Source organism: Streptomyces sp. Wb2n-11, from assembly GCF_001049855.1.
Lineage (GTDB): Bacteria > Actinomycetota > Actinomycetes > Streptomycetales > Streptomycetaceae > Streptomyces > Streptomyces altiplanensis.
In genome coordinates, this window is the sequence record NZ_CVPB01000001.1 from 7,032,470 (window position 1) to 7,052,979 (window position 20,510).

The following is a 20,510-nucleotide window of genomic DNA, read 5'->3' on the forward strand; positions in this document are numbered from 1 at the left end:
GCCTACGGGTACGGGTGTTCGCCCGACCGGGCGCCGGGCACGTACGCCCGGCAGGCCGTGCTTTCGTCCGGCCGGACGGCCGTCCGGCCCCCTCTGGTCCCCGGCCGTGCACGGCCGGGGACCAGAGGGGGCCTGCGGAGTTGTCAGCCCGTCGTGCCGGCCTCGGGGCTCAGTGGCCGCGGGCGCGGCCGCGACCGGTCGAGCTGCGGTTCATGGCCGCCATGGCCAGGCCGAGCAGCAGTGCCAGGCAGCCGACGATCACGTTGCTGACGACGCTGCGTGTGGTGTCGACGTTGCCTGCCACGACCCATGGGGAGACGATGGTCCATACGCCGATGGCGCAGGCGGCCCAGGCCATGGCGTGAGTCCGCTCGTACGCCGAGCCGAACCCGCCCAGGCACAGGGCGTAGGCGATACCGGCGATCAGGTTGCACACGGCCAGTGTGGTGAGGCCGTTGAACCCGGCTATCCACGGCGAGGCGGCGAGGTACAGACCCGTGAGCAGGGCCAGTGTCTCTATCGCCTGGGCGCGGGGAGTGCTGGTCACGCGCTCGAACCGGGAGCGCATTTCGGCCAGGTCGGGGTGTTGCTCGATGCTGGTGTGAGTGGTCATGACAGGCTGCCTCCCGTAGAAGCCTTATCTGCCCTTTAGGTCATATATAACGCTCAATAGACCGTTTTGGTCAACGGATCCGAGGGGCAGGAATCACGCCGGTGCCCCGGCCGCCACGGCTACCCTGGCGTCCGTGTTCACCTCCCAGGGGCCCACCTTCCGCGAGCTGACCGTGCAGGCCCTCTCCTCCGTCGAACGCGGCTACGACCTCCTGGCCCCGAAGTTCGACCGCACTCCCTTCCGCACCCCCGACCGGTTCCTGGAGGCCGTCGCCGGCGCCCTGGGCGCGCTCGGCCCGTTCGACGCGGGTCTCGACGTCTGCTGCGGCACCGGCGCGGGCGTCCGCGTGCTGCGGCCGCTGTGCCGCGAGCGGGTCACCGGAACCGACTTCAGCACCGGGATGCTGGCCGCCGCCGGGGCGGCGTTCGGCGACGGGGGGACGCCCGCGGTCGACTGGGTGCGGGCCGACGCCCGCGCCCTGCCGTTCAGCCGGGAATTCGATCTGGCGGTGAGCTTCGGGGCGTTCGGCCACTTCCTGCCCGCCGAGCGGCCCGCGCTGTTCGCCGGGGTCCACCGGGCACTGCGGCCCGGCGGACTCTTCGCCTTTCCCGTCGGCGCGCCCCAGCCCGTCCGTTCGCCGCTGTACTGGGCGCTGCTCGGCTTCGACTCCGTGATGCGCGTACGCAACGCCCTGTGGCGGCCGCGGTTCGTCATGTACTACCGGACCTTCCCGCTGGGGAGCGTGCGGGAGGACCTGGCCGGGGCCGGGTTCACGGTCCGGCTCCAGCCCCTGGAGGAGTTCGGCCGCCGCGCCGACGGGAGCCCCAACTGGCGGCTGGTGGTGGCCCGCAAGGAGTGAGGGGGTGGTGGGGGGACGGCCGCGAGGGCCGGCCGGGGAGGCCGGTTCAGTAACCCTTGGGCGGCCGGCCGGGATCCGCCCGCTGGACCTGTTCGGCGAAGTTGGACCGGGACCGGTCGACGCCGTACCTCGCGCGCACGTAGTTGACGGTGGCGCACATGCAGGCCACCACGTCGTAGGGGGTCGTCGCGGCGCCCTCCTGGTGGTATGCCGCGAAGGCCGGCGGGATGCACTGGGTGGCGCCGCGTGAGCAGTTCTGCGGGTGCCCGTCGGCCATGACCGGGCCGTGCGCGTTGGAGTCGGTGGTGTTCACCCGCCAGCGCGGGTGATTGCAGGCGGACTCGCGCAGCGCGATCGTGACCAGGGCGGGCACGCCGTACTCCGGGTCCGTGCCGGTCGGTTCGCAGGCCCGCCGGGCGTACGCGCGCATGGCGGATTCGCCGGAGTCGTCGTCGGGATCCTGGTAGGTGACCTCGGACAGGGGCAGCCCGCCCGCGCCCGTCTGCGCGCTGTCGCTGCCGACCGTTTCCATATGCGCCCCCTCCTGCCGCCGTTCGCGGCGGACGCCGACTCTTGCACCGTTTTTTACCCATGTCGCCGATGACCTGGACGACCCGCTTCCGGCGGGAAGTCGCTTACTTTCCTCACGTGCGCCGGAGTGGCGTTGCGTAATGACCTTGTCACACCAGCGAATCTGCACATCGAATGCGCAGTGGGCACACGGTCTCCCAATGGCTTCACCTGTTCTGACCTGCGGGTACGCCCCTCTGGGGGGAATGTCCAATTAAGTGTCGCGCAAGTTCCCGGGGGTCGGGATTTGCGTCGGGCGATTCCGTGAAGGAGATGTCACCAAGTGATGAACGGGCGTGCACCTCGCGGTAATTGTGCGCACGGATGTGCCCGGTTCGGCAATCGCTCGATTGGCTGCCCGTCATGCATACGTGCTTTGATCCTCCGCACCAAGACCTGCTCGTCAGAGCCGGTCGCGGTAATTTCGAAATATTCACGCGAAGGGAAACCCGCATCATGAACTTCTCCCAGGTTGCGACCCAGGAAATCTCCGACAACGACCTGGACAACGTGTCCGGCGGCCTCCTCGGCACCCCCGTGCTCGCCAACGCCACGGGCCTCGTCGACTCCGTCTTCCCGGTCTCGGCCACCGCGGGCTCGTTCGTCGGCACCGTCGAGGGCGTCACCGGCCTCAACACCGCCCCGGCCGCGGGTATCGCCACCGCCACCATCGCCGGAGTCTGATCCTGCCGTGTGCCGCTGAGCGGCGCGGCCGCGAGCGGTGACCACGGCCCGTCGGCGCCCCCTCCTTGCCGACCGGCCGGGCCGTACGCCCCGGACCCACCCAGGGTCCGGGGCGTACGGCCGCCTTTCCGGGTCCGTACTGCTGTCACCGCGCGAGCGCCCCGAATACCTGACAGACCATTGCAGTCGAGGGAAGAGTGTCGTGCAGTTTCGCCAACAGGCGCTTTCCAAGCTGCAATCGCCCGAAGAAATTGATCTGCCGGTGCGATTCGCCCGCCCCCAGGGCCGGCTTGTTCTGATCGTCACGGTCGTCGTCATGATCGCCGCTTGTGCGTGGGCGGTGAACGGCACCGTCTCCTCCACACTCGGCGCCCCCGGAATCCTCACCCACGCCCAGGGCAGTTACGTCCTGCAGAGCCCCGTCGCCGGTCAGGTCACCGGCGTACTCGCCAAAGAGGGCGAGCGGGTCTCCGCCGACGCCCCGCTGCTGAAGGTCCGTACCGCGCGGGGCGACACCCTCGTGCGCACCATCGCCGCGGGCCGGCTGACGACACTCGTCGCCGCGATCGGCTCCGTGGTCACCACCGGGGCGGACGTGGCGGCAGTGGAACGGGTGGAGAACGCGGACGACCCGCTCATGGCCGTGCTCTACGTACCGGCCGACAGCGGATCCACCGTGCCCGTCGGCGCCTCCGTGGACCTGACCGTCCAGTCGGTCCCGACGCAGCAGTACGGCGTACTGCGCGGCAGGGTGGCCTCGGTCGGCAGGACGGCCCAGAGCCGCCAGCGGATCACCGGCTTCCTCGGCAGCGGCCAGCTGGGCGAGGAGTTCTCGAAGGACGGTCAGCCCGTGTCCGTGCTCGTCCGGCTGGACCGGTCGGCCGCTTCCAGGTCCGGCCACTCCTGGTCGTCCTCGCAGGGGCCGCCGTACGCCGTCGAATCCATGACCCTCGCCACCGGCGCCATCCACCTCGCCGAGCAGCATCCGATCGATTGGCTGCTTCCGTGACCGCACCGAACCCTTCCGCAGCGCCGCCGCAGCAGCAGTTGCCGCCGCCGGGGCGCGGCCGGCACCGCCCGGAGGCGGCGACCGGCGGCCGCCGCCGCGCGCGGCCCGCCCGGGCCGAGAAGCGCAAGGCCGTCCGCACGCCCACCGTCCTCCAGATGGAGGCGGTGGAGTGCGGCGCCGCCGCGCTGGCCATGGTGCTCGCCCACTACGGGCGGCACGTTCCGCTCGAAGAGCTCCGCATCGCGTGCGGGGTCTCGCGCGACGGATCACGCGCCAGCAACCTGCTGAAGGCCGCGCGCGGTTACGGCCTGCAGGCCAAGGGCATGCAGATGGAGTCGGCGGCGCTGGCCGAGGTGGTCCAGGCGCCGGCCATCCTGTTCTGGGAGTTCAACCACTACGTCGTCTACGACGGCACGGGGCGCAGGTTCGGCCGCCGGGGCGTCCACATCAACGACCCCGACAAGGGCCGCCGCTTCGTGGCGGCGGAGGACTTCGACACCAGCTTCACCGGGGTCGCCCTCGTCTTCGAGCCCACCGAGTCCTTCCGCCGCGGCGGCCGCAAACCGGGCGTACTGAGCGCTGTCCCCGCGCGCATGCGCGGGACCACGGGCACCCTGCTGGCCGCGCTCCTCGCCAGCCTGCTGCTCGTCGCCGTCGGCGCGGCGGTGCCCGCGCTGAGCCGTACGTACATCGACATGTTCCTGATCGGCGACCAGACGTCGGTGCTGGGACCGCTCTTCGCGTCGATGGCGTCGATGGTGGCGCTCACCGCCGTACTGACCGGCCTGCAACAGGCGAACCTGCTGCGCGGCCGCATCATCTCCTCCACGCTGAGCAGCGCCCGGTTCCTGCGCCACCTGCTGAGGCTGCCCGTCACCTTCTTCGCACAGCGCAGCCCGGCCGACCTCGTCCAGCGCCTCCAGTCCAACGACGCGGTCGCCGAGACACTGGCGCGCGACCTCGCCGCCGCGGGGGTGGACGGGGTGGTGGTGATCCTCTACGCCTTCCTGATGTGGACGTACGATCCCCAGCTGACGTTCGTCGGCGTGACCGTCGCGCTGCTCAACGTGGTCGCGATGCGGATCGTGATCCGGTTGCGGGCCACGCACACCCAGAAGCTGCGCGCGGACAGCGCCCGGCTGACCAACACCTCGTACACCGGCCTTCAGCTGATCGAGACCATGAAGGCCACCGGCGGCGAGAACGGCTTCTTCCGCCGCTGGGCGGGCCAGCACGCGACCACGCTGGAGGTGCAGCAGCGCCTCGGCGTACCGAGCGCGTACCTGGCCGTCGTCGCACCCACCCTCGCGACCCTCAACAGCGCGCTGATCCTGTGGATCGGCGGCCTGCGGGCCGTGGAGGGGCACATCTCGATCGGGCTGCTCGTCGCCTTCCAGGCGCTGGTGGCGCGCTTCACCGCACCGATCAGCCGGCTCAACGGAGTGGCGGGCCGGATCCAGGACTTCGCCGCCGACGTGGCCCGGCTGAAAGACGTCGAGAGCTTCCCGGTCGACGTGCTGTACTCGCGCCGCGAGCCGGACGAGTCCACCCGCAGGCTCAAGGGCCACGTGACGCTCGAAGACATCACCTTCGGCTACAGCCCGCTGGACACACCGCTGCTCACCGGCTTCTCGCTGGCGGTCGGCCCGGGACAGCAGGTCGCCCTCGTGGGCGGATCGGGCAGCGGCAAGTCGACCGTGTCCCGGCTGATCTCGGGCCTCTACACCCCCTGGGAGGGGACGATCCGGATCGACGGACAGCGTCTGGAGGACATCTCCCGCAGCGCGCTGGCCGCCTCCGTCTCCTTCGTCGACCAGGACGTCTTCCTCTTCGAGGGCACGGTCCGGGACAACGTGGCGCTGTGGGACCCCTCGATACCGGACGAGGCGGTCGTCGCCGCACTCCAGGACGCCGCGCTGTACGACGTCGTCGCGCGGCGCCCCGACGGCATCCACAGCCGGGTCGAGCAGGACGGCCGCAACTTCTCCGGCGGGCAGCGGCAGCGGCTGGAGATCGCCCGTGCGCTGGTCAGACGGCCGAGCATCCTCGTGCTCGACGAGGTGACGAGCGCCCTCGACGCGGAGACCGAGCGCGTCATCATCGACAACCTGCGGCGGCGCGGCTGCGCGTGCGTCGTGATCGCCCACCGGCTGAGCACGGTGCGCGACAGCGACGAGATCGTCGTGCTCGACCACGGCTCGGTCGTCGAACGCGGCCGGCACGAGGACCTGGTCGCAGCCCGGGGAGCGTACGCCGAGCTGGTCAAGGAGCACTGACATGTCGTTCGTACACCCGGCCGCCGTCGAGGGCTTCGCCGAGACCGACGCGGTGACCTACGCGCTCGGCGGCCTCGGTGCGCCCGTCGACTGCACCGGCCTGCGCAGTCTGTCGCTGGAGGGGCCGCAGGTGGTGTGGCTCGTGGTGGGCGGCGCCCTGGACCTGTTCGCGGTCGACGCCGTCCAGCAGGGGCACTGGCACTTCCTCGGCCGCCTCGAAGCGGGGGCGCTGCTGCTCGGCCCGGTCGAAGGCCCCCAGCACACCCTGCTCGGCAGGCCGTCGCAGGACTGCCTGCTGCGCCGCATCCCGCTGCGGGAGCTGTACCGGCCCGAGTACGCCGACGGCTACGCCGGCCCTCACGCCCACGCGGCCTACGAAAGCCCGCTCGACCACGCCTTCGCGCTCGGCATCGGACGCAGCCTGGGCATGCTGTTCGAGGCCCCGCTGGACGGCCGCCCGGGCGTCGAGGCGGGCGTCGCGGACGCCGACGTCCTGTGGATGCCGGCCGCGCCCGGCAGCGTGCAGTACGGCGCCTCCTACAGCGCGGAGGCCGCGGGCGACCTGCTGATCGACACCGCGATGTGGCAGCAGATGGTGAACCAGCAGTACCGCCTGCTGACCGCCGTGGACCACTGGATCGAGGAGCTGGAGCGCACCCACGAGGACCGCACCGCGGCCGGCATCAAGGCGGGCGCGGCCGTCCGCGCGCGGGCGGACCAGGCGCTGGTGGCCTCCATCGGCAGCCCCGACCGCTCCGACCGCTCCGGCCGGGGTACGACGGGCGCGGACCGCGCCGCCGACGACGCGACGTTCGCCGTCTGCCGCCGGGTCGCCGACGCCGCCGGGATCACGCTCTCGGAGCCCCCGAAGGGCGGCGCGGCCGACGACCGCGTGACCCCCGTCGAGCGCATCGCGCTGGCCTCCCGCGTCCGTACCCGCGCCGTCCGGCTGGACGGGATCTGGTGGCGGACGGACTCCGGCCCGCTGGTGGGCCACCGGGCCAGGTCCGGTGGCCCCGTCGCGCTGCTGTGGCGCCGCGGCCGGTACGAGGCGGTGAACCCGGCCTCGGGCGTGCGGACGCGTATCGGCAAGGACAACGCGGACGACTTCGAGCCGCGCGCGGTCATGTTCTACCGCCCGCTGCCCGAGCGGCCCATGTCCCTGTGGCGCCTGCTCTGCTTCAGCCTCCGCGACACCCGCCCGGACCTGCGGAACCTGATTCTCAGCGGGCTGGTGACGGTCGGCCTCGGCGGTCTGGTGCCGATCGCGACCGGGCAGGTGCTCGGCGTGTACGTACCGAACGCCGAGAGCGGCCTCATCGTTCAGGTCTCCCTGGCCGTCATGATCACCAGCATCGTCAGCGCGTCCTTCATGCTGCTCCAGAACCTCACCCTCCTCCGGATGGAGGGCCGCATCGAGGCCACCCTCCAGCCCGCGGTCTGGGACCGGCTGCTGCGGCTGCCGACGAGGTTCTTCGCCGCCCGGTCCACCGGAGAACTGGCCAGTGCGGCCATGGGCATCAGCTCCATCCGCAGGGTGCTGTCCGGGCTCGGCCCGGTGGCCGTGCAGGCGAGCACGGTCGGCGCGATGAACATCGCTCTGCTGTTCTGGTTCAGCGTGCCGCTGGCCCTGGCGGCGATCGCGATGCTCGTCGTCATCGGCGCCGTGTTCCTCGGCATGGGGCTGTGGCAGGTGCGCTGGCAGCGGCGGCTGGTCGAGCTCGGAAACAAGCTCAACAACCAGGCGTTCCAGACTCTGCGGGGACTGCCCAAACTGCGGGTCGCGGCGGCCGAGAACTTCGCGTACGCCGCCTGGGCGCGCGAGTTCGCCCGCACCCGCGAAATGCAGCAGCGCGCGGGCCGCATCAAGAACCTGACCACGGTCCTCGACGCGATCTACCTGCCGCTGTGCTCCCTCATCATGTTCATGTTGCTGGCGGGGCCCGCCCGCGGCAGCATGTCGGCCGGAGCGTTCCTGACCTTCAGCACGGCCGTGACCATGCTGCTGACGTCGGTCACCCAGCTCAGCGGCGCGCTCATCTCGGTCGCCGCCGCACTGCCCATGTTCGAGCAGATCAAGCCGGTCCTGGACGAGGCGCCGGAGGTACGCGGCGCCGGCACGCAGCCCGGCACCCTGTCCGGCTCCGTCGAGGCCAGGAAGCTTTCGTTCCGCTACACCGACGACGGCCCGCTGGCACTCGACGACGTGTCGTTCGAAGTGCGGCCGGGCGAGTTCGTGGCGGTCGTCGGTCCCAGCGGCTGCGGCAAGTCGACCCTGCTGCGGCTGCTCATCGGATTCGACGAGCCGGCCTCGGGCAGCGTGCTCTACGACGGCCAGGACCTGGCGGCGCTCGACCAGGCGGCCGTGCGCCGCCAGTGCGGCGTCGTCCTGCAGAACGCGCAGCCGCTCACCGGCTCGATCCTCGACTGCATCTGCGGCGCCGAGGCCTTCTCCCAGGAGGAGGTGTGGGAGGCCGCCGAGATGGCGGGTCTGGCCGAGGACATCAGGCGCATGCCGATGGGGCTGCACACCATGATCTCCGGCGGCGGCGCGATCTCGGGCGGGCAGCGGCAGCGCCTGATGATCGCTCAGGCACTGGTGCGCCGCCCGCGCGTCCTCTTCTTCGACGAGGCCACCAGCGCGCTGGACAACGAGACCCAGCGCATCGTCATGGAGAGCACGCGCAGGCTGAACGCCGGCCGCCTCGTGATCGCCCACCGGCTGTCCACGGTCATGGACGCCGACCGCGTGATCGTCATGGCGGACGGCAGGATCGTCGAACAGGGGACACCCGCCCGACTGCTGGCCGACGCCGGCGGCCGGCTGCGCGAACTGGTGCGGCGCCAGCTGACGTGACCGGGGCCCGGCCGCAGTGCCTCCCGGCGTACTGGTCCGGCCGCACTGCCTTCAGCGCAGTGCCTCTCAGCGCAGTGCCTCTCAGCGCAGCGCCTTGAGCATCTCCTCCGCCAGCGGACCGGCCGACGCCGGGTTCTGACCGGTGTACAGGTTGCGGTCGACGACCGTGTGCGGCGCCCAGGGCTCGCCCTCCTGGAAGTCGGCGCCGAGCTCCACGAGACGGTCCTGGAGCAGCCACTGCGCCTTGTCCGCGAGGCCCGCCTGGGTCTCCTCGGCGTTGGTGAACCCGGTCAGCCGGTAGCCCGCGAACGGCGAGCCGCCGTCGGCGCCCTCCGTGGCCAGCAGCGCGGCCGGGGCGTGGCACACCACCCCGAGCGGCTTGCCCGAGGCGAGCGCGTCCCGCAGTACCCGGCCGGATTCGGCGCTGACCGCCAGGTCCTCCATCGGGCCGTGGCCGCCGGGGTAGAAGACGGCGTCGTAGTCGGCCGGATCCACTTCCTCCAGCTTCAGCGGCTGCTGCAGCGCGGTGAAGGACGCGAGGGCCCGCACCACCCGGTCGGCGCCCTCGTGGCCGCCGTTGACCGCCGGGTCGAGGCTGGCCCGGTCCACGGTGGGCACGACGCCGCCCGGGGTGGCGACCACGACGTCGTGGCCCGCGCCGGTGAACGCCTCGTAGGGGGCGACGACCTCCTCGGCCCAGAAGCCGGTGGGGTGGTGGGTACCGTCGGCCAGGGTCCAGTGGTCGGCGCTGGTGACGACGAAGAGGATTTTCGACACGTTGCTCTCCAACTGCTAGTCGATCTCGAGTTCACCCATCGCGCTCCACCCGTCCGCACCTTCGACGGTCGTGCTCACGATGTCGGGCGTACGACGCACCAGGGGGCGCATCGTCTCCAACGCGGCCTTGAAGTGGTCGGAGTTGACGTGGGCCGCGGCGGCGTCGTCCCGGAATGCCTCGACCAGCACGTACGTGGTCGGGTCTTCGACGCTGCGCGACCATTCGAACCACAGGTTGCCCGGCTCGTCCCTGGTGGCTCTGGTGAAGGCCTCCACGTGCTGCGGCCACGCCTCGGCGTACTCGGGCTTCACGGGAAACTTGACAACAATGAAGATCATTCGGTCATTCTATGCCGCACCGCTTCACGCTGCGCCAGCCGGCCGGCCAGTCGGTTGCGCGGTGTCCGTGCGGAGGTCTCCGGCCGGCCCTTCCGGGGCGGGCGAGGGACCGGCCGTCGAGGCGGTCCGTGCCGCCCTGACCGCGAGCCGGTGGACCCGACGTGCGGGCGCCGGGCCCGGGGGCGGGCGTCAGAGGACCAGCTCGTGCTTCGCGACGAGTGCCATGGTCGCCTCCATGTCCACCGAGCAGCCGTACGACCCCGCCTCCTCCCGGAGCTCCTCGGGGCTCGGCTCCCCGGTCAGCTGATCGAGCCGTCGGAACAGCTCCTCCAGGCCCCCGGAGAGATGATCTCCAGCAGCCGGGCCGGCGCCTGTCCGGCGTTCCGGAACGTGTGCCACTCGCCCCGCGGCTTGAACACGAGATCGCCGGGTCCGGCCACGACTTCCTCGTCACCGAACCTCGCCCCGACCGACCCTTCGATGACGAAACTGAACTCGTCCTCGAGGGTGTGCTTGTGCACCGGGGCCGCGAGCACCTTCGGGGGCAGGCGATGCTCGACCAGCGCGAAACGGCCGCCCCACTCACGGCTGTCGATCAGGAACCGGTCCCCGCACGCCCGCTCCGGCTGGTAGGGCTCGCCGTTCTCGGGACCCACTATCCGATGCTCGACCACTGCGCGCACCGCCCTCCGGGAGGACTTCGCGGACACCCTGATTCAACGATACGCGCGCAGCCGTACCCCCCGCGGATCACCGGTCCGTCCCCGGCGGACGCGCTGCCGAGGTCGCGGAGGCGTCCGACGGACGGCGTCGCGGCTGTTGCGTCGCCCCTCCGCCGGTCCCGCCGGGGCGAGCCGTCGGAGCCCGGGCGGAACAGGGCGGCGGCGAGGTGCCGGCATCGCGCACGGATCACACGCCGGCCCACGGAGCGGGCCCGCGGGCGGGCCCGGTGCGCCCGTGACCGCGGGCCTCCGGGTGCCCGCGCCTGGGTGTGCTCCCGGGGAAGCCGGAGCGCTCGCCCCGTCCGCGGGCGGCGCCTGCCGCGGTAGGCGCACACACCCCTTCCGCGGGGCCTCGGACCGGCGTGGCGTCTGGCTTGCCGGTGAAAAGCTAAGCCCTTAAGTACCTCCGCGCAAGGGGTTGTGGAAAGTTGAATTCCGGCCCTCCGAACCCTTGAGCGCCGGGGCGGACGCGGTAATACTTCAGCGCTAAGAAGCTAACCCCTTAAAGCTCGACCTCTCCGGTCGGCCGATCCGCACCTCCCCGCCCCCGCGCCCACGACCGTGCCGGTATGCGCGAAACGTGGGCGTACTCTCGCGGCCACGGCCCGTCCGTCGTGTGCCCCACCGCACCACCGCTCCGCCCTTCGCCGGAGCAGGAGGAATTCTGGATGAGCATCGACGCATCGCCGGGCCTCGCGGTCCGCGCCGATATCGCAGCGCGCTTCGAGCGCCTACCGCTGTCCCGCTGGCATGTGCTGGTCCGGGTCGCGATCGGCATGGTCACCTTCTTCGAAGCCTTCGACCAGCTGCTCATCGCGTACACACTTCCCGAGCTGTCCCGGGAATGGGGCCTGACCAGGAGCCAGGGCACCCTCGTCCTCACCGTCGGCTCGATCGGCATGCTGATCGGCGCCCTCTTCTCCGGCCGGATGGCCGACCGGTTCGGCCGGGTCAAGGTGATCGCCGTGTGCATCGGGGTCACCAGTGTCGCCAGCCTCGCGCTGGCCGCGTGCACCGCCCTCGAACCCTTCCTGCTGGTGCGTTTCGTCCAGGGCCTGGCCATCGGCGGCGAGGTGCCGGTCGCGGCCGCCTTCATCGCGGAGATCACCCGGAGCTTCCACCGCGGACGCTTCGTCCTGCTGTACGAGCTGGTGTTCCCGGCCGGCCTGACGGTGGGCGCCCTCGTCGCCGCCTGGGTCGTACCGGCCGCGGGCTGGCGCTGGATGTACGTCATCGCCGCCGTGCCCGGCCTGCTCGCGTTCCTGATCCGGCGGACCGTCCCCGAGTCGCCGCGCTGGCTCGCCGAGAGCGGCCGGCTGGAGGAGGCCGCGGTGGTGATGGCGGACATCGAGGCGAAGGTGGAGCGGGCCACGGGCCGCCCGCTGCCTCCCGTTCCGGCGGCCCCGGCGGTCCCGGCCGCCCCGGAGGCCGGCGACGCCGTGGGCGCGGTCGCGGCGAACGGCTCCCTCGCCACCCCGAAGGAACTGGCCGCGTCCGGCTTCACCGGTCTCTTCACCGGCCGCTATCTGCGGCGTACCCAGGTCATCTGGACCGTCTGGTTCTGCGCGTACTTCGTGCAGTACGGCATCACGTCCTGGCTGCCGACGATCTACAGGAGCGAGTACGGCCTGACCATCGGCGAAGCGCTGCGCTACTCCACCGTCACCTCGGTCGCGGGCCTCGTCGGATGCGCCGTCGCCGCGTTCACGATCGACGTGCTCGGGCGGCGCAGGCTCATCGCGCTGGCGCTCGGTCTCACCGCGCCGCTGCTGATCACCCTGGCGGTACTGGGCGGCGACAGCGCGCCCCAGCTGCTGCTGTGGACCACGCTGGCGGCGACGTTCTTCAACGCCGCCTGCATCAGCCTCTACCTCTACACGCCCGAGCTGTACCCGACGCGGATGCGGGCCATGGGCTGTGCGGCCGGCGGCGCCGTCAACCGCCTCGGCGTCATCCTCGGCCCGGTCGTGGTCGGCGCGGTGTACGCGGGAGGCGCGGACATCTTCAGCGCCTTCGTCCTGCTGGGCTGTGTCGCGCTGGTGGGCGGCCTGGTCGTGGCGCTGTTCGCGGAGGAGACGGCCAACCGCCCGCTGGAGGAGATCTCGCCGTGACGTGACGCATGGCTGAGATCCGAGGCCCGAGGGGCCGAGGGGGGCCGGGGGCGTGGGCGGCTCGGCGGGGTCTTCGGGAATGAATGTGCGCATTGCAGTCTTGTTTGAGACACTAATGTCTCAAGCGAGACCGGACGGTGTCACCATGCGCCTTCCGGCACGACCCGAACAGGACCGCAATGCACCCCGCCCCCGTCCGGCCAGACCCCCGGGCCCAGCTCGACCCCCGGCGCTGGGCCGTCCTCACGATCCTTTCCGGCAGCCTGCTGCTGATCGCGATGGACACCACGATCCTCAACGTCGCCTTCCCCTCCCTCGTCGCCGACCTCCAGCCCGGCTCCGTGCAGCAACTGTGGATCATCGACGTGTACGCGCTGGCGCTCTCCGGTGTGCTGGTCACCGCGGGCGCGCTCGGTGACCGCTGGGGGCGCAAGCGCCTGCTGCTCATCGGCTTCGGGGTCTTCGCGCTCGCCTCGCTGATCGCCGTGTTCGCCACCGAGCCGTGGCAGGTCATCGCGGCCCGCGCGCTGCTCGGGGTCGGCGGCGCGGCCATCATGCCGTCGACCCTTTCGATCCTGCGGCACGTCTTCACCGACGCCCGCGAGCGCGCCTTCGCGTACGCCGTCTGGGCCGCGGTCTTCGGCGGCGGCATGGCACTCGGCCCGGTCGTGGGCGGTCTGCTCGTCGAAAAGAACGGCTGGCAGTCCGCGTTCCTGCTCAACGTGCCGGTCGCGCTGGCCGTCATCGCGTTCGGCCTGTGGCTGCTGCCCGAGTCGCGTCAGCCGCGCGAGGGCCGCTGGGACTGGTGGGGCGTCGGTCAGTCGGTCATCGGCATGCTCGCCCTCGCGGGCGGCATCAAGCAGCTCGGCAAGGGCGGCCCCGCCGACCCACTCGCCTGGACGCTGCTGGCCGTGGCCGGGGTCGCGCTGACCGTGTTCGTACGCCGCCAGCTGAGGCTTCCGCAGCCGCTGCTGCAGGTGCGGCTCTTCGCGAGCCGGTCGTTCAGCATCGCCGCCGCCGCGATCTTCCTCGGGATGATCGCGCTCGGTTCGGCGCTGTTCCTGATCACCCAGTGGTTCCAGTACGGCGAGGGCTACACCCCGCTCCAGGCCGGCATCCGGCTGCTCCCCGCGCCGCTCGGACTGGTCGTCACCTCACTGGTGACGCCCGCCCTGATGCACCGCCTTCCGATCCGTCACATCCTCGGTGGCGGACTGCTGATGATGACGGTCGGCCTCGCGCTGCCCTGGGCCTTCCAGCGGACCGGCACCCTCGGCTACCCGTCCGTCGCCTTCGCGCTGGGCGTGCTCGGCTGCGGCGTCGGCATCGCCACCACGGTCGCCTCGGTGACCCTGATGGCCTCCGCCCCGGCGCGCGACGTCAGCGGCGCCGCCGCCATCGAGGAGACCTGCTACGAACTCGGCGCGGCGATGGGTGTCGCCATCCTCGGCAGCGTGGCGTCCGCCCTGTACCGGGCGCACCTGCCGGCGCTCGGCCTGGACGGCGCGGCGACGGCGGCCGTACGCGACTCCGTGGGCGAGGCCGCGCACCTGGCCGCGCAGACCGGCGGCCCGGCCGGGACCGCACTGCTCGAAAAGGTCTCCGAGGCCTTCACCGCGGGCATGACCCCGACCTTCCTGCTCGCGGCGGCACTGCCGCTCGCGGCGGCGGCCCTGGCCTGGGCGAAGATCCCCAAGGACCTCCGCCCGACCGAGAACGCGCACTGAGCCGGCCGGGCGGCCCCGGCCCCTGCCCGTAGTACTCCGGAGCTACGCGCAAGGGTGGCTCACTGGCGGGACGCCGACCACGAGGCGTGATCCATACATTCCGTACCGGAAGCACGACAGACATCCGGTACGGAAGGACCATTCCCATGGCGTCCCGCCCGCGCAGCAGCCGCCCGCGCCGCGCCCTGCTCACCGCACTCGTCACCGCCGCCACCCGGACCGACATGACCGACGCGGTGGCGGGCGCGGAGGAGCTGCTGCCCGGCTGGTTCCAGCCGGTCTTCCTGGCCCTGGTGCTCCTCGGCTCCGTCACCAACTCGATCATCACGCTCTACTCGTCGAGCCTGAACCTCCAGGTGCTCGGCATCCCCTGGAGCCGGTCGCGGACCATCCTCATCAGCGCCGCCGTCACCGCCTCCGGTTCGCTCCGGGCCCTCTTCTTCGCCGACTTCACCGAGTCGCTGCTGTCCTTCCTCTCCCTCCTGATCATCGTCTTCGCCCCGTGGGGCGGCGTCTTCCTCGCCGACATGCTGCTGCGCCGAGGCCCTACGACGCCGAGGCCCTACGAGGCCGGCGCGGTACTCGCCTTCTCCAGCGACTGGAACGTCGCCGAGATGGACCCGATGGCGGGCATCTGCACCGCCGTGACCCGGCGCCCCCTCGGCGGCGGCGAGCCCTGGATGCCCGGTGAGACGGTCGACGTGGAAACCGCCGTGCACGGCTACACCATGGGTTCGGCGTACGCCAACTTCCTCGAGGACGAACGGGGTTCACTGACCGTGGGCAAGCTCGCCGACTTCGTCGTCCTCTCCCGCGACATCCTGGCCGTCGCACCCGATGACATCCCCGGCACGGTCGCCGAGACCGTCGTCGTGGGCGGCGAAGTGGTGGTCACGGCGTCATAGCCAGCCGTTGCGGCGGAACGCCCGGTGGATCGTGAAGCAGGCGGCGGCCATGACGGCGAGGGCGAGCGGGTAGCCGTACACCCAGCGCAGTTCGGGCATGTGGTCGAAGTTCATGCCGTAGACACCGCAGACCATGGTCGGTACGGCGATGATCGCCGCCCACGAGGTGATCCTGCGCATGTCCTCGTTCTGGACGATCGTCACCTGCGCCAGGTGGGCCTGGAGGATCGAGTCGAGCAGGCCCTCGAAGGCGGCGATCTGCTCGGCGGTCCGGGACAGGTGGCCGGCGACGTCCCGGAAGTACGCCCGGATCTCCGGGCCCACGGCCGGCATGGGCTCGGTGGCCAGCAGGTGCAGCGGGCGGGCCAGCGGCGCCACGGCCCGCTTCAGCTCCAGGAGCTCACGCTTGAGCTGGTAGATCCGGCCCGCGTCGCCGCGCCCCGCCGGCTCGTTGAACACCGCGGTCTCGACCGCGTCGACGTCGTGCTGCACGGCCTCGGCCACCGCGAGGTAGTCGTCCACCACGTGGTCGGCCACCGCGTGCAGCACGGCGGCGGGGCCCATGGCCAGCCGCTCGGGCGCCGACTCCAGTACCTCCCGGAGCGGGCCCAGCGAGCCGCGGCCGCCGTGCCGGACGGTGATGACGAAGTCGGGGCCCGTGAACACCATGAGGTCGCCGGTGTCCACGATCTCGCTGGTGGCGGTGAGTTCGGTGTGCTCGACGTAGTGGACGGTCTTGAAGACGGCGAACAGCACGTCGTCGTACCGTTCGACCTTCGGCCGCTGATGCGCCTGTACGGCGTCCTCGACGGCCAGCGGATGGAGCCCGAACAGCGCGGCGAGACCGGCGAACTCCTCCTCGGACGGCTCGTGCAGCCCGATCCAGACGAACCCCTGGCCGGCCTTGCGGACCCGTCGCAGGGCCTCCTCGGCCGGACAGTCGTCGCCGGGCCGGCGCGCGCCGTCCTCGTAGACCACGCAGTTGACGACCGCACTGCCGAGCGGGGACCGGGTGGGGTGGCTCAGGTCCACGCCCGGGCGGTAGGCACGGCGAACCGCCCGGCTGAGAGTGCGGATCAACGGCATGGGGTGCTCCTTCGGCGAATCGGCGGCCAGTGTGCCACCGGGACCCGGGCCCCCTCCACAGGGGGTGCTGCGGGCCGGTCCCGGGGCCGTACACTCCTGAACATGGATCGCACCTGTGGAGTCGAGGAGTGCCTGAGCAGGGCCCCTCACGCCCTGTGCCGGGCCCTGCACGGCCACGGCTAGCGATTCCCCTCCCCGGCGGATCCCGGGCGCTGCCCGCCGGTTCCTGATCCGGCCTTTTCCACCACTGCTTCCCGCGGTGCGCGCAGCCCTCCCCCTTTTTTCCGTACCCCTCTTTCTCTTTTTCCCTTTCTTGCGGCCCGCTGCTGTCCACCCCTGCGCGGGCCGGCCGCCGTACCCCCCGAGAGGACCCCTGTGAAGTTGAGCGAGTTGCTGGCCGGCCATGACCACGAGGTCCTCGAAGGGGATCCGGAGACGGCGATCACCGCGGGCACCTGTTTCGACGCCCACCGGGCCACGCCGGGCACCCTGTTCGTCGCCGTGCCCGGGCACGACGGCGGCGGCCCCGAGGCGGTCGGTCCCGCACTCGCGCGCGGCGCGGTGGCGGTGCTCGTCGACGGTACGGACCAGGGCTCCGACGCATCGGTGGCCGCTGCCGCGGCCGCTGCCGCCGCGGGGGCCTGCGTCGTACGCGTGCCGGACGTCAGGAAGGCCGCCGCCGCCCTCGCCTCCCGCTACTACAGCGAGCCCGGGCGGGACATGGACATGGTGGCCGTCACCGGCACCAACGGGAAGACCTCTGTCTCGTACATGGTCGAGTCCCTGCTGCGGATCGCCGAGGGCGCCGAAGTGGGGGTCATCGGGACGGGCGGCAGCCGGATCGGGGACGAGGTGATTCCCATGCCGAGGTCGGTGCTGACCACGCCGGAGTCGCCCGACTTCCAGTACCTGCTGGGGCGCATGCGGGACCGCCGGGTGACCACCGTGGTCCTGGAGGCGACCTCGATGGGGCTGCTGACGCACCGGGTGGACGACTCGTTCATCGACGTGGGGATCTTCACCAACCTCACCCAGGACCACCTGGACGACCACGGCACCATGGAGAACTACCGGGATGCCAAACTGCGCCTCTTCCAGGGGCTGTGCCGGCGCGCGGTCGTCAACGTCGACGACGCGGTGGGCGCCGGGATCGTGGCGATGATGCCGGGTGCGGTGACGACGTACGCCCTCGACGCGGAGGCCGACTACCGGGCGACCGGCCTCACCACGGACGGTCACGGCACGCGGTTCACCCTCCATCACGACGGCCGCGCGTACCCGGCGGCGATCCCCGTCCCCGGCCGGTTCTCGGTCGCCAACGCGCTGGCCACCGTCGCGGCCTGCCATGTGCTGGGGCACGATCTGGCGGGTCTGGTCGCCGCGCTGGACCGGATGCCGACGGCCCCCGGCCGCTTCGAACGCTTCGAGACACCGGGCGGCACGTCCGTGATCGTGGACTACGCGCACTCCCCGGACTCGCTGGAGAAGGTCCTGACCACCATCCGCGACTTCGCCAAGGGCCGGGTCGTCACCGTCTTCGGCTGTGGCGGGGACCGCGACACCACCAAGCGCGCCGAGATGGGCGAGATCGCCGGAACCCACTCCGACCTGTGCGTCCTGACCTCGGACAACCCCAGGAACGAGAATCCCGAGGACATCCTGGACCAGATCACCCCCGGTCTCCTGGCGACCGGCACACCGTTCGAACGGTACGCCGACCGCCGCAGCGCCATCGCCCACGCGCTGTCCGTCACCGGGCAGGACGACATCGTGCTGATCGCGGGGAAGGGCAGCGAGCCCTATCAGATCGTCGGAGAGCGGCTGATTCCGTTCAGCGACATGGCCACGGTGCGCGAGCTCACCGGGGCGTAGCCGGACGCGGGCGGCGCGGCACCGCCCGCGGGCTCAGTGGCCCTCCCGCTCGTCCTCGTACGCGGCGCCCTCGCCCTCGTACGTGTAACCGGCGACCCAGGTGATGTCGAGCTGCGCCGACGAGCCGGGCGCGGCGGGCGGTCCGTACAGCGCGCTCTCGTTCTGCAGGATCCAGGACAGCGGCCCGGACGGTACGCCCCGCGTGCTCGACCCGACGAGCACGCCGTCCAGGTAGTAGCGGATCTCGTCCGGCGTCCACTCGACGGACGTCGTGTGCCAGTCCGTCCAGCGGGCTCCGGTGGTGAACATGTCCTGCCGCCCGCCGTCGCACGGGTGGGTGAACGCCGTGATCGTGTCGGTCCAGTTCTGCTCCGGATAGTCGATCTCGCACCCGTCCCCGTACCAGAGGTGCGCCGACTTGTAGCCGGGCGCGTCCTTCACCACCCGGAACCGCTCGCTGAACTTCCCGTACGTCTGCTCCATCAGCTTCTTCGGGACGACCGCGGCGGCATGGACGGGCCCGCCGTCCTCGGGCCGCCACATCCGGATGCTCATCCGGCCGTCGCCGTCGTCGGCGGGGCCGACGCTGACGGTGTCCTCCGGGTGGTAGGCACCGCCGACGGACCGGACGGAGTTCCCGTCGGCGCCGGACGTCGCGGTGTCCTGCCAGCCGCTCGGATACGCCCACCACTCGTCCCGGTAGGTGCCCTCCAGGCCGGCGCAGTACGCGTCCTTCGTGTCCGCGTGGTGGTCGCAGTCGCTGAACGATCCGAGCGGCACCGTGTCCCCGTTGAAGTTCTCGGCGAAGACCTGCCGGAACGGCCCGCAGTCACCGCGCGGCATGCTGTCGCCGACGGTGCGGCAGGCGTCCTGCGAGGACGTGACCGCGTCCGACGCGGGCATCAGCCAGGCGAGCAGGAAGGACACCGAGGCCAGTGCCAGTGCGGCGGGCAGGAGGCGGCGCCGTGGCCGCCGGTGCGTGGGTACGGTCATGGGCCCGGTCCTCCAGACGTGTGTTCTGGACGGTGCGCCCCATACCGTACGGGGGCGGCGCCCCGCCGTACACCGCGCGCACGTATGGCGGGCGCCACCGTGCGCCGGAGGGGCCGGGGGCGGAGGCTGGGAGACATGTCTCATCACCTCAGCGGGCCGGACCTGCGGTCGCCCATGGACGATGCGCGACTGGACCTGACGGACCTGTTCGTGTTCACGGTGCCGGGTGAGCGCACCGTCCTGGTCATGAACGTGCACCCGCTGGCACCGGCCGCGGGCGCGGCGTTCCATCCGGACGCGGTCTACCGCGTCAATGTCGACGTGGACGGCGACGACCTGGCCGATGCGGCGTTCAGCTTCGTCTTCTCCCCGCCCCGCGACGGGCAGCAGACCGCGACCGTGTACTGGGCGACGGGGGCGCTGGCCCGCATCCCCGAACCCGGCGGGCAGCAGATCTTCACCGACGTGCCGGTCTCCTCCGGGGCCGAGCCCCGCGTGGCCGAGGCCGGGCCCTACCTGTTCTTCGCCGGTCTGCGCAGCGATCCGTTCTTCGCCGACCTCGACGGCATCCTCAAGGACTTCCAGTGGACCGGGGTGGACTGGGGGGCCGACAAGAACGTCCTCTCCATCGTGCTGGAGGTCCCGAGCGACGAGCTGTGCCCCGACCCCCTCATCGGGGTGTGGGCACGGGTGAGCCTGTGGCAGGACGACCGGCTCAAGTCCGTCGACCGCGGCGCCCACCCCTCCCTGACGGCGTACTTCAACGCGGACGAGGCGAAGGAGGCGTACAACGAGGGAGAGCCCGTCCACGACTGGGACACGTACCACGACGCGTGGCGGGAGGTGCTCCGGCACACCGGCGGCTACGACGCCCAGGCCGCCGAGGAGGTCCTGCTCACGGTGCTGCCGGACATCCTGCGCTTCGACCGCGACCTCCGCGCCGCCTACCCCAACGGCCGGACGCTGACCGACGACGTCACCTCCGCCCGGCTGGCCATGGTCTCGGGCGGGAGGGTCGCCGGCGACCACATCGGCCCGCACACCGACCTGCTCCTCGACTTCCCCTACCTGGGCGCGCCGCACCCGGACCCGGCGACGGTCCCCGGCTAG

Annotated in this window: 17 protein-coding genes; 10 read left to right on the forward strand and 7 right to left on the reverse strand. The window is 71.6% G+C overall.

What is annotated here, in order from left to right; translation table 11 throughout:
* Positions 1-169 precede the first annotated feature (169 nt).
* A complete protein-coding gene (locus tag BN1555_RS32060) occupies positions 170-613 on the reverse strand; it encodes an SPW repeat protein (RefSeq protein ID WP_093802663.1) in 444 nt (147 codons plus the stop codon).
* A gap of 133 nt (positions 614-746) precedes the next feature.
* On the opposite strand from BN1555_RS32060, the gene BN1555_RS32065 reads away from it, so the two are divergent.
* The gene (locus BN1555_RS32065) at positions 747-1,472 is read left to right on the forward strand and encodes a class I SAM-dependent methyltransferase (RefSeq protein WP_093802664.1); all 726 of its coding nucleotides are present in this window, start codon (positions 747-749) and stop codon (positions 1,470-1,472) included.
* A 46-nt stretch (positions 1,473-1,518) separates the two neighbouring features.
* Here BN1555_RS32065 and BN1555_RS32070 read toward each other — a convergent pair whose 3' ends face one another.
* A complete protein-coding gene (locus BN1555_RS32070; protein WP_093802665.1) occupies positions 1,519-2,004 on the reverse strand; it encodes a lysozyme family protein in 486 nt (161 codons plus the stop codon).
* A 494-nt stretch (positions 2,005-2,498) separates the two neighbouring features.
* On the opposite strand from BN1555_RS32070, the gene BN1555_RS32075 reads away from it, so the two are divergent.
* From BN1555_RS32075 to BN1555_RS32090, 4 genes are all read left to right on the forward strand, one after another.
* Positions 2,499-2,726 (forward strand): type A2 lantipeptide, encoded by a 228-nt coding sequence (locus BN1555_RS32075; protein WP_093802666.1) that lies wholly within the window; start codon positions 2,499-2,501, stop codon positions 2,724-2,726.
* A gap of 202 nt (positions 2,727-2,928) precedes the next feature.
* On the forward strand, positions 2,929-3,735 hold the full coding sequence (locus tag BN1555_RS32080) for an HlyD family efflux transporter periplasmic adaptor subunit (protein ID WP_093802667.1): 807 nt from the start codon (positions 2,929-2,931) through the stop codon (positions 3,733-3,735).
* Positions 3,732-6,011 carry an NHLP family bacteriocin export ABC transporter peptidase/permease/ATPase subunit gene (locus BN1555_RS32085; protein ID WP_093802668.1) on the forward strand — a complete coding sequence of 760 codons (2,280 nt, stop codon included), beginning with the start codon at positions 3,732-3,734 and terminating at the stop codon, positions 6,009-6,011. The genes BN1555_RS32080 and BN1555_RS32085 overlap by 4 nt, the downstream gene beginning before the upstream one ends.
* A 1-nt stretch (position 6,012) precedes the next feature.
* Positions 6,013-8,868 carry an NHLP bacteriocin export ABC transporter permease/ATPase subunit gene (locus BN1555_RS32090; protein ID WP_093802669.1) on the forward strand — a complete coding sequence of 952 codons (2,856 nt, stop codon included), beginning with the start codon at positions 6,013-6,015 and terminating at the stop codon, positions 8,866-8,868.
* Positions 8,869-8,949: 81 nt separating this feature from the next.
* Here BN1555_RS32090 and BN1555_RS32095 read toward each other — a convergent pair whose 3' ends face one another.
* The 3 genes from BN1555_RS32095 to BN1555_RS32105 form a co-directional block, all read right to left on the reverse strand.
* Positions 8,950-9,645 carry a type 1 glutamine amidotransferase domain-containing protein gene (locus tag BN1555_RS32095; RefSeq protein WP_093803800.1) on the reverse strand — a complete coding sequence of 232 codons (696 nt, stop codon included), beginning with the start codon at positions 9,643-9,645 and terminating at the stop codon, positions 8,950-8,952.
* A gap of 15 nt (positions 9,646-9,660) precedes the next feature.
* A complete protein-coding gene (locus BN1555_RS32100; RefSeq protein WP_093802670.1) occupies positions 9,661-9,984 on the reverse strand; it encodes a putative quinol monooxygenase in 324 nt (107 codons plus the stop codon).
* A 299-nt stretch (positions 9,985-10,283) separates the two neighbouring features.
* A complete protein-coding gene (locus BN1555_RS32105) occupies positions 10,284-10,658 on the reverse strand; it encodes a cupin domain-containing protein (RefSeq protein WP_218058218.1) in 375 nt (124 codons plus the stop codon).
* A 716-nt stretch (positions 10,659-11,374) separates the two neighbouring features.
* Between BN1555_RS32105 and BN1555_RS32110 the strand changes: the two genes are divergently transcribed.
* The 3 genes from BN1555_RS32110 (at position 11,375) to BN1555_RS40865 (ending at position 15,449) form a co-directional block, all read left to right on the forward strand.
* Positions 11,375-12,817: an MFS transporter gene (locus BN1555_RS32110; protein ID WP_093802672.1), complete on the forward strand. Its 1,443-nt coding sequence runs from the start codon at positions 11,375-11,377 to the stop codon at positions 12,815-12,817.
* A gap of 179 nt (positions 12,818-12,996) precedes the next feature.
* Positions 12,997-14,544: an MFS transporter gene (locus BN1555_RS32115; RefSeq protein ID WP_093802673.1), complete on the forward strand. Its 1,548-nt coding sequence runs from the start codon at positions 12,997-12,999 to the stop codon at positions 14,542-14,544.
* Between the two features lie 146 nt (positions 14,545-14,690).
* On the forward strand, positions 14,691-15,449 hold the full coding sequence (locus BN1555_RS40865) for an amidohydrolase family protein (RefSeq protein ID WP_255306290.1): 759 nt from the start codon (positions 14,691-14,693) through the stop codon (positions 15,447-15,449).
* Here the strand turns inward: BN1555_RS40865 and BN1555_RS32130 are convergent.
* Positions 15,444-16,535, reverse strand: a complete 1,092-nt coding sequence (locus BN1555_RS32130) for a magnesium and cobalt transport protein CorA (RefSeq protein ID WP_176710200.1) — start codon at positions 16,533-16,535, stop codon at positions 15,444-15,446. The genes BN1555_RS40865 and BN1555_RS32130 overlap by 6 nt on opposite strands.
* Before the next feature lie 375 nt (positions 16,536-16,910).
* On the opposite strand from BN1555_RS32130, the gene BN1555_RS32135 reads away from it, so the two are divergent.
* Entirely contained in the window at positions 16,911-18,407 is a 1,497-nt protein-coding gene (locus BN1555_RS32135) for a UDP-N-acetylmuramoyl-L-alanyl-D-glutamate--2,6-diaminopimelate ligase (RefSeq protein ID WP_093802674.1), read from the forward strand.
* Between the two features lie 33 nt (positions 18,408-18,440).
* Here the strand turns inward: BN1555_RS32135 and BN1555_RS32140 are convergent, their stop codons facing one another.
* Positions 18,441-19,400 (reverse strand): glycoside hydrolase family 16 protein, encoded by a 960-nt coding sequence (locus BN1555_RS32140; RefSeq protein WP_176710201.1) that lies wholly within the window; start codon positions 19,398-19,400, stop codon positions 18,441-18,443.
* Between the two features lie 135 nt (positions 19,401-19,535).
* Here BN1555_RS32140 and BN1555_RS32145 point away from each other — a divergent pair, with 135 nt between their 5' ends.
* The gene (locus BN1555_RS32145) at positions 19,536-20,510 is read left to right on the forward strand and encodes a DUF4331 family protein (protein ID WP_093802675.1); all 975 of its coding nucleotides are present in this window, start codon (positions 19,536-19,538) and stop codon (positions 20,508-20,510) included.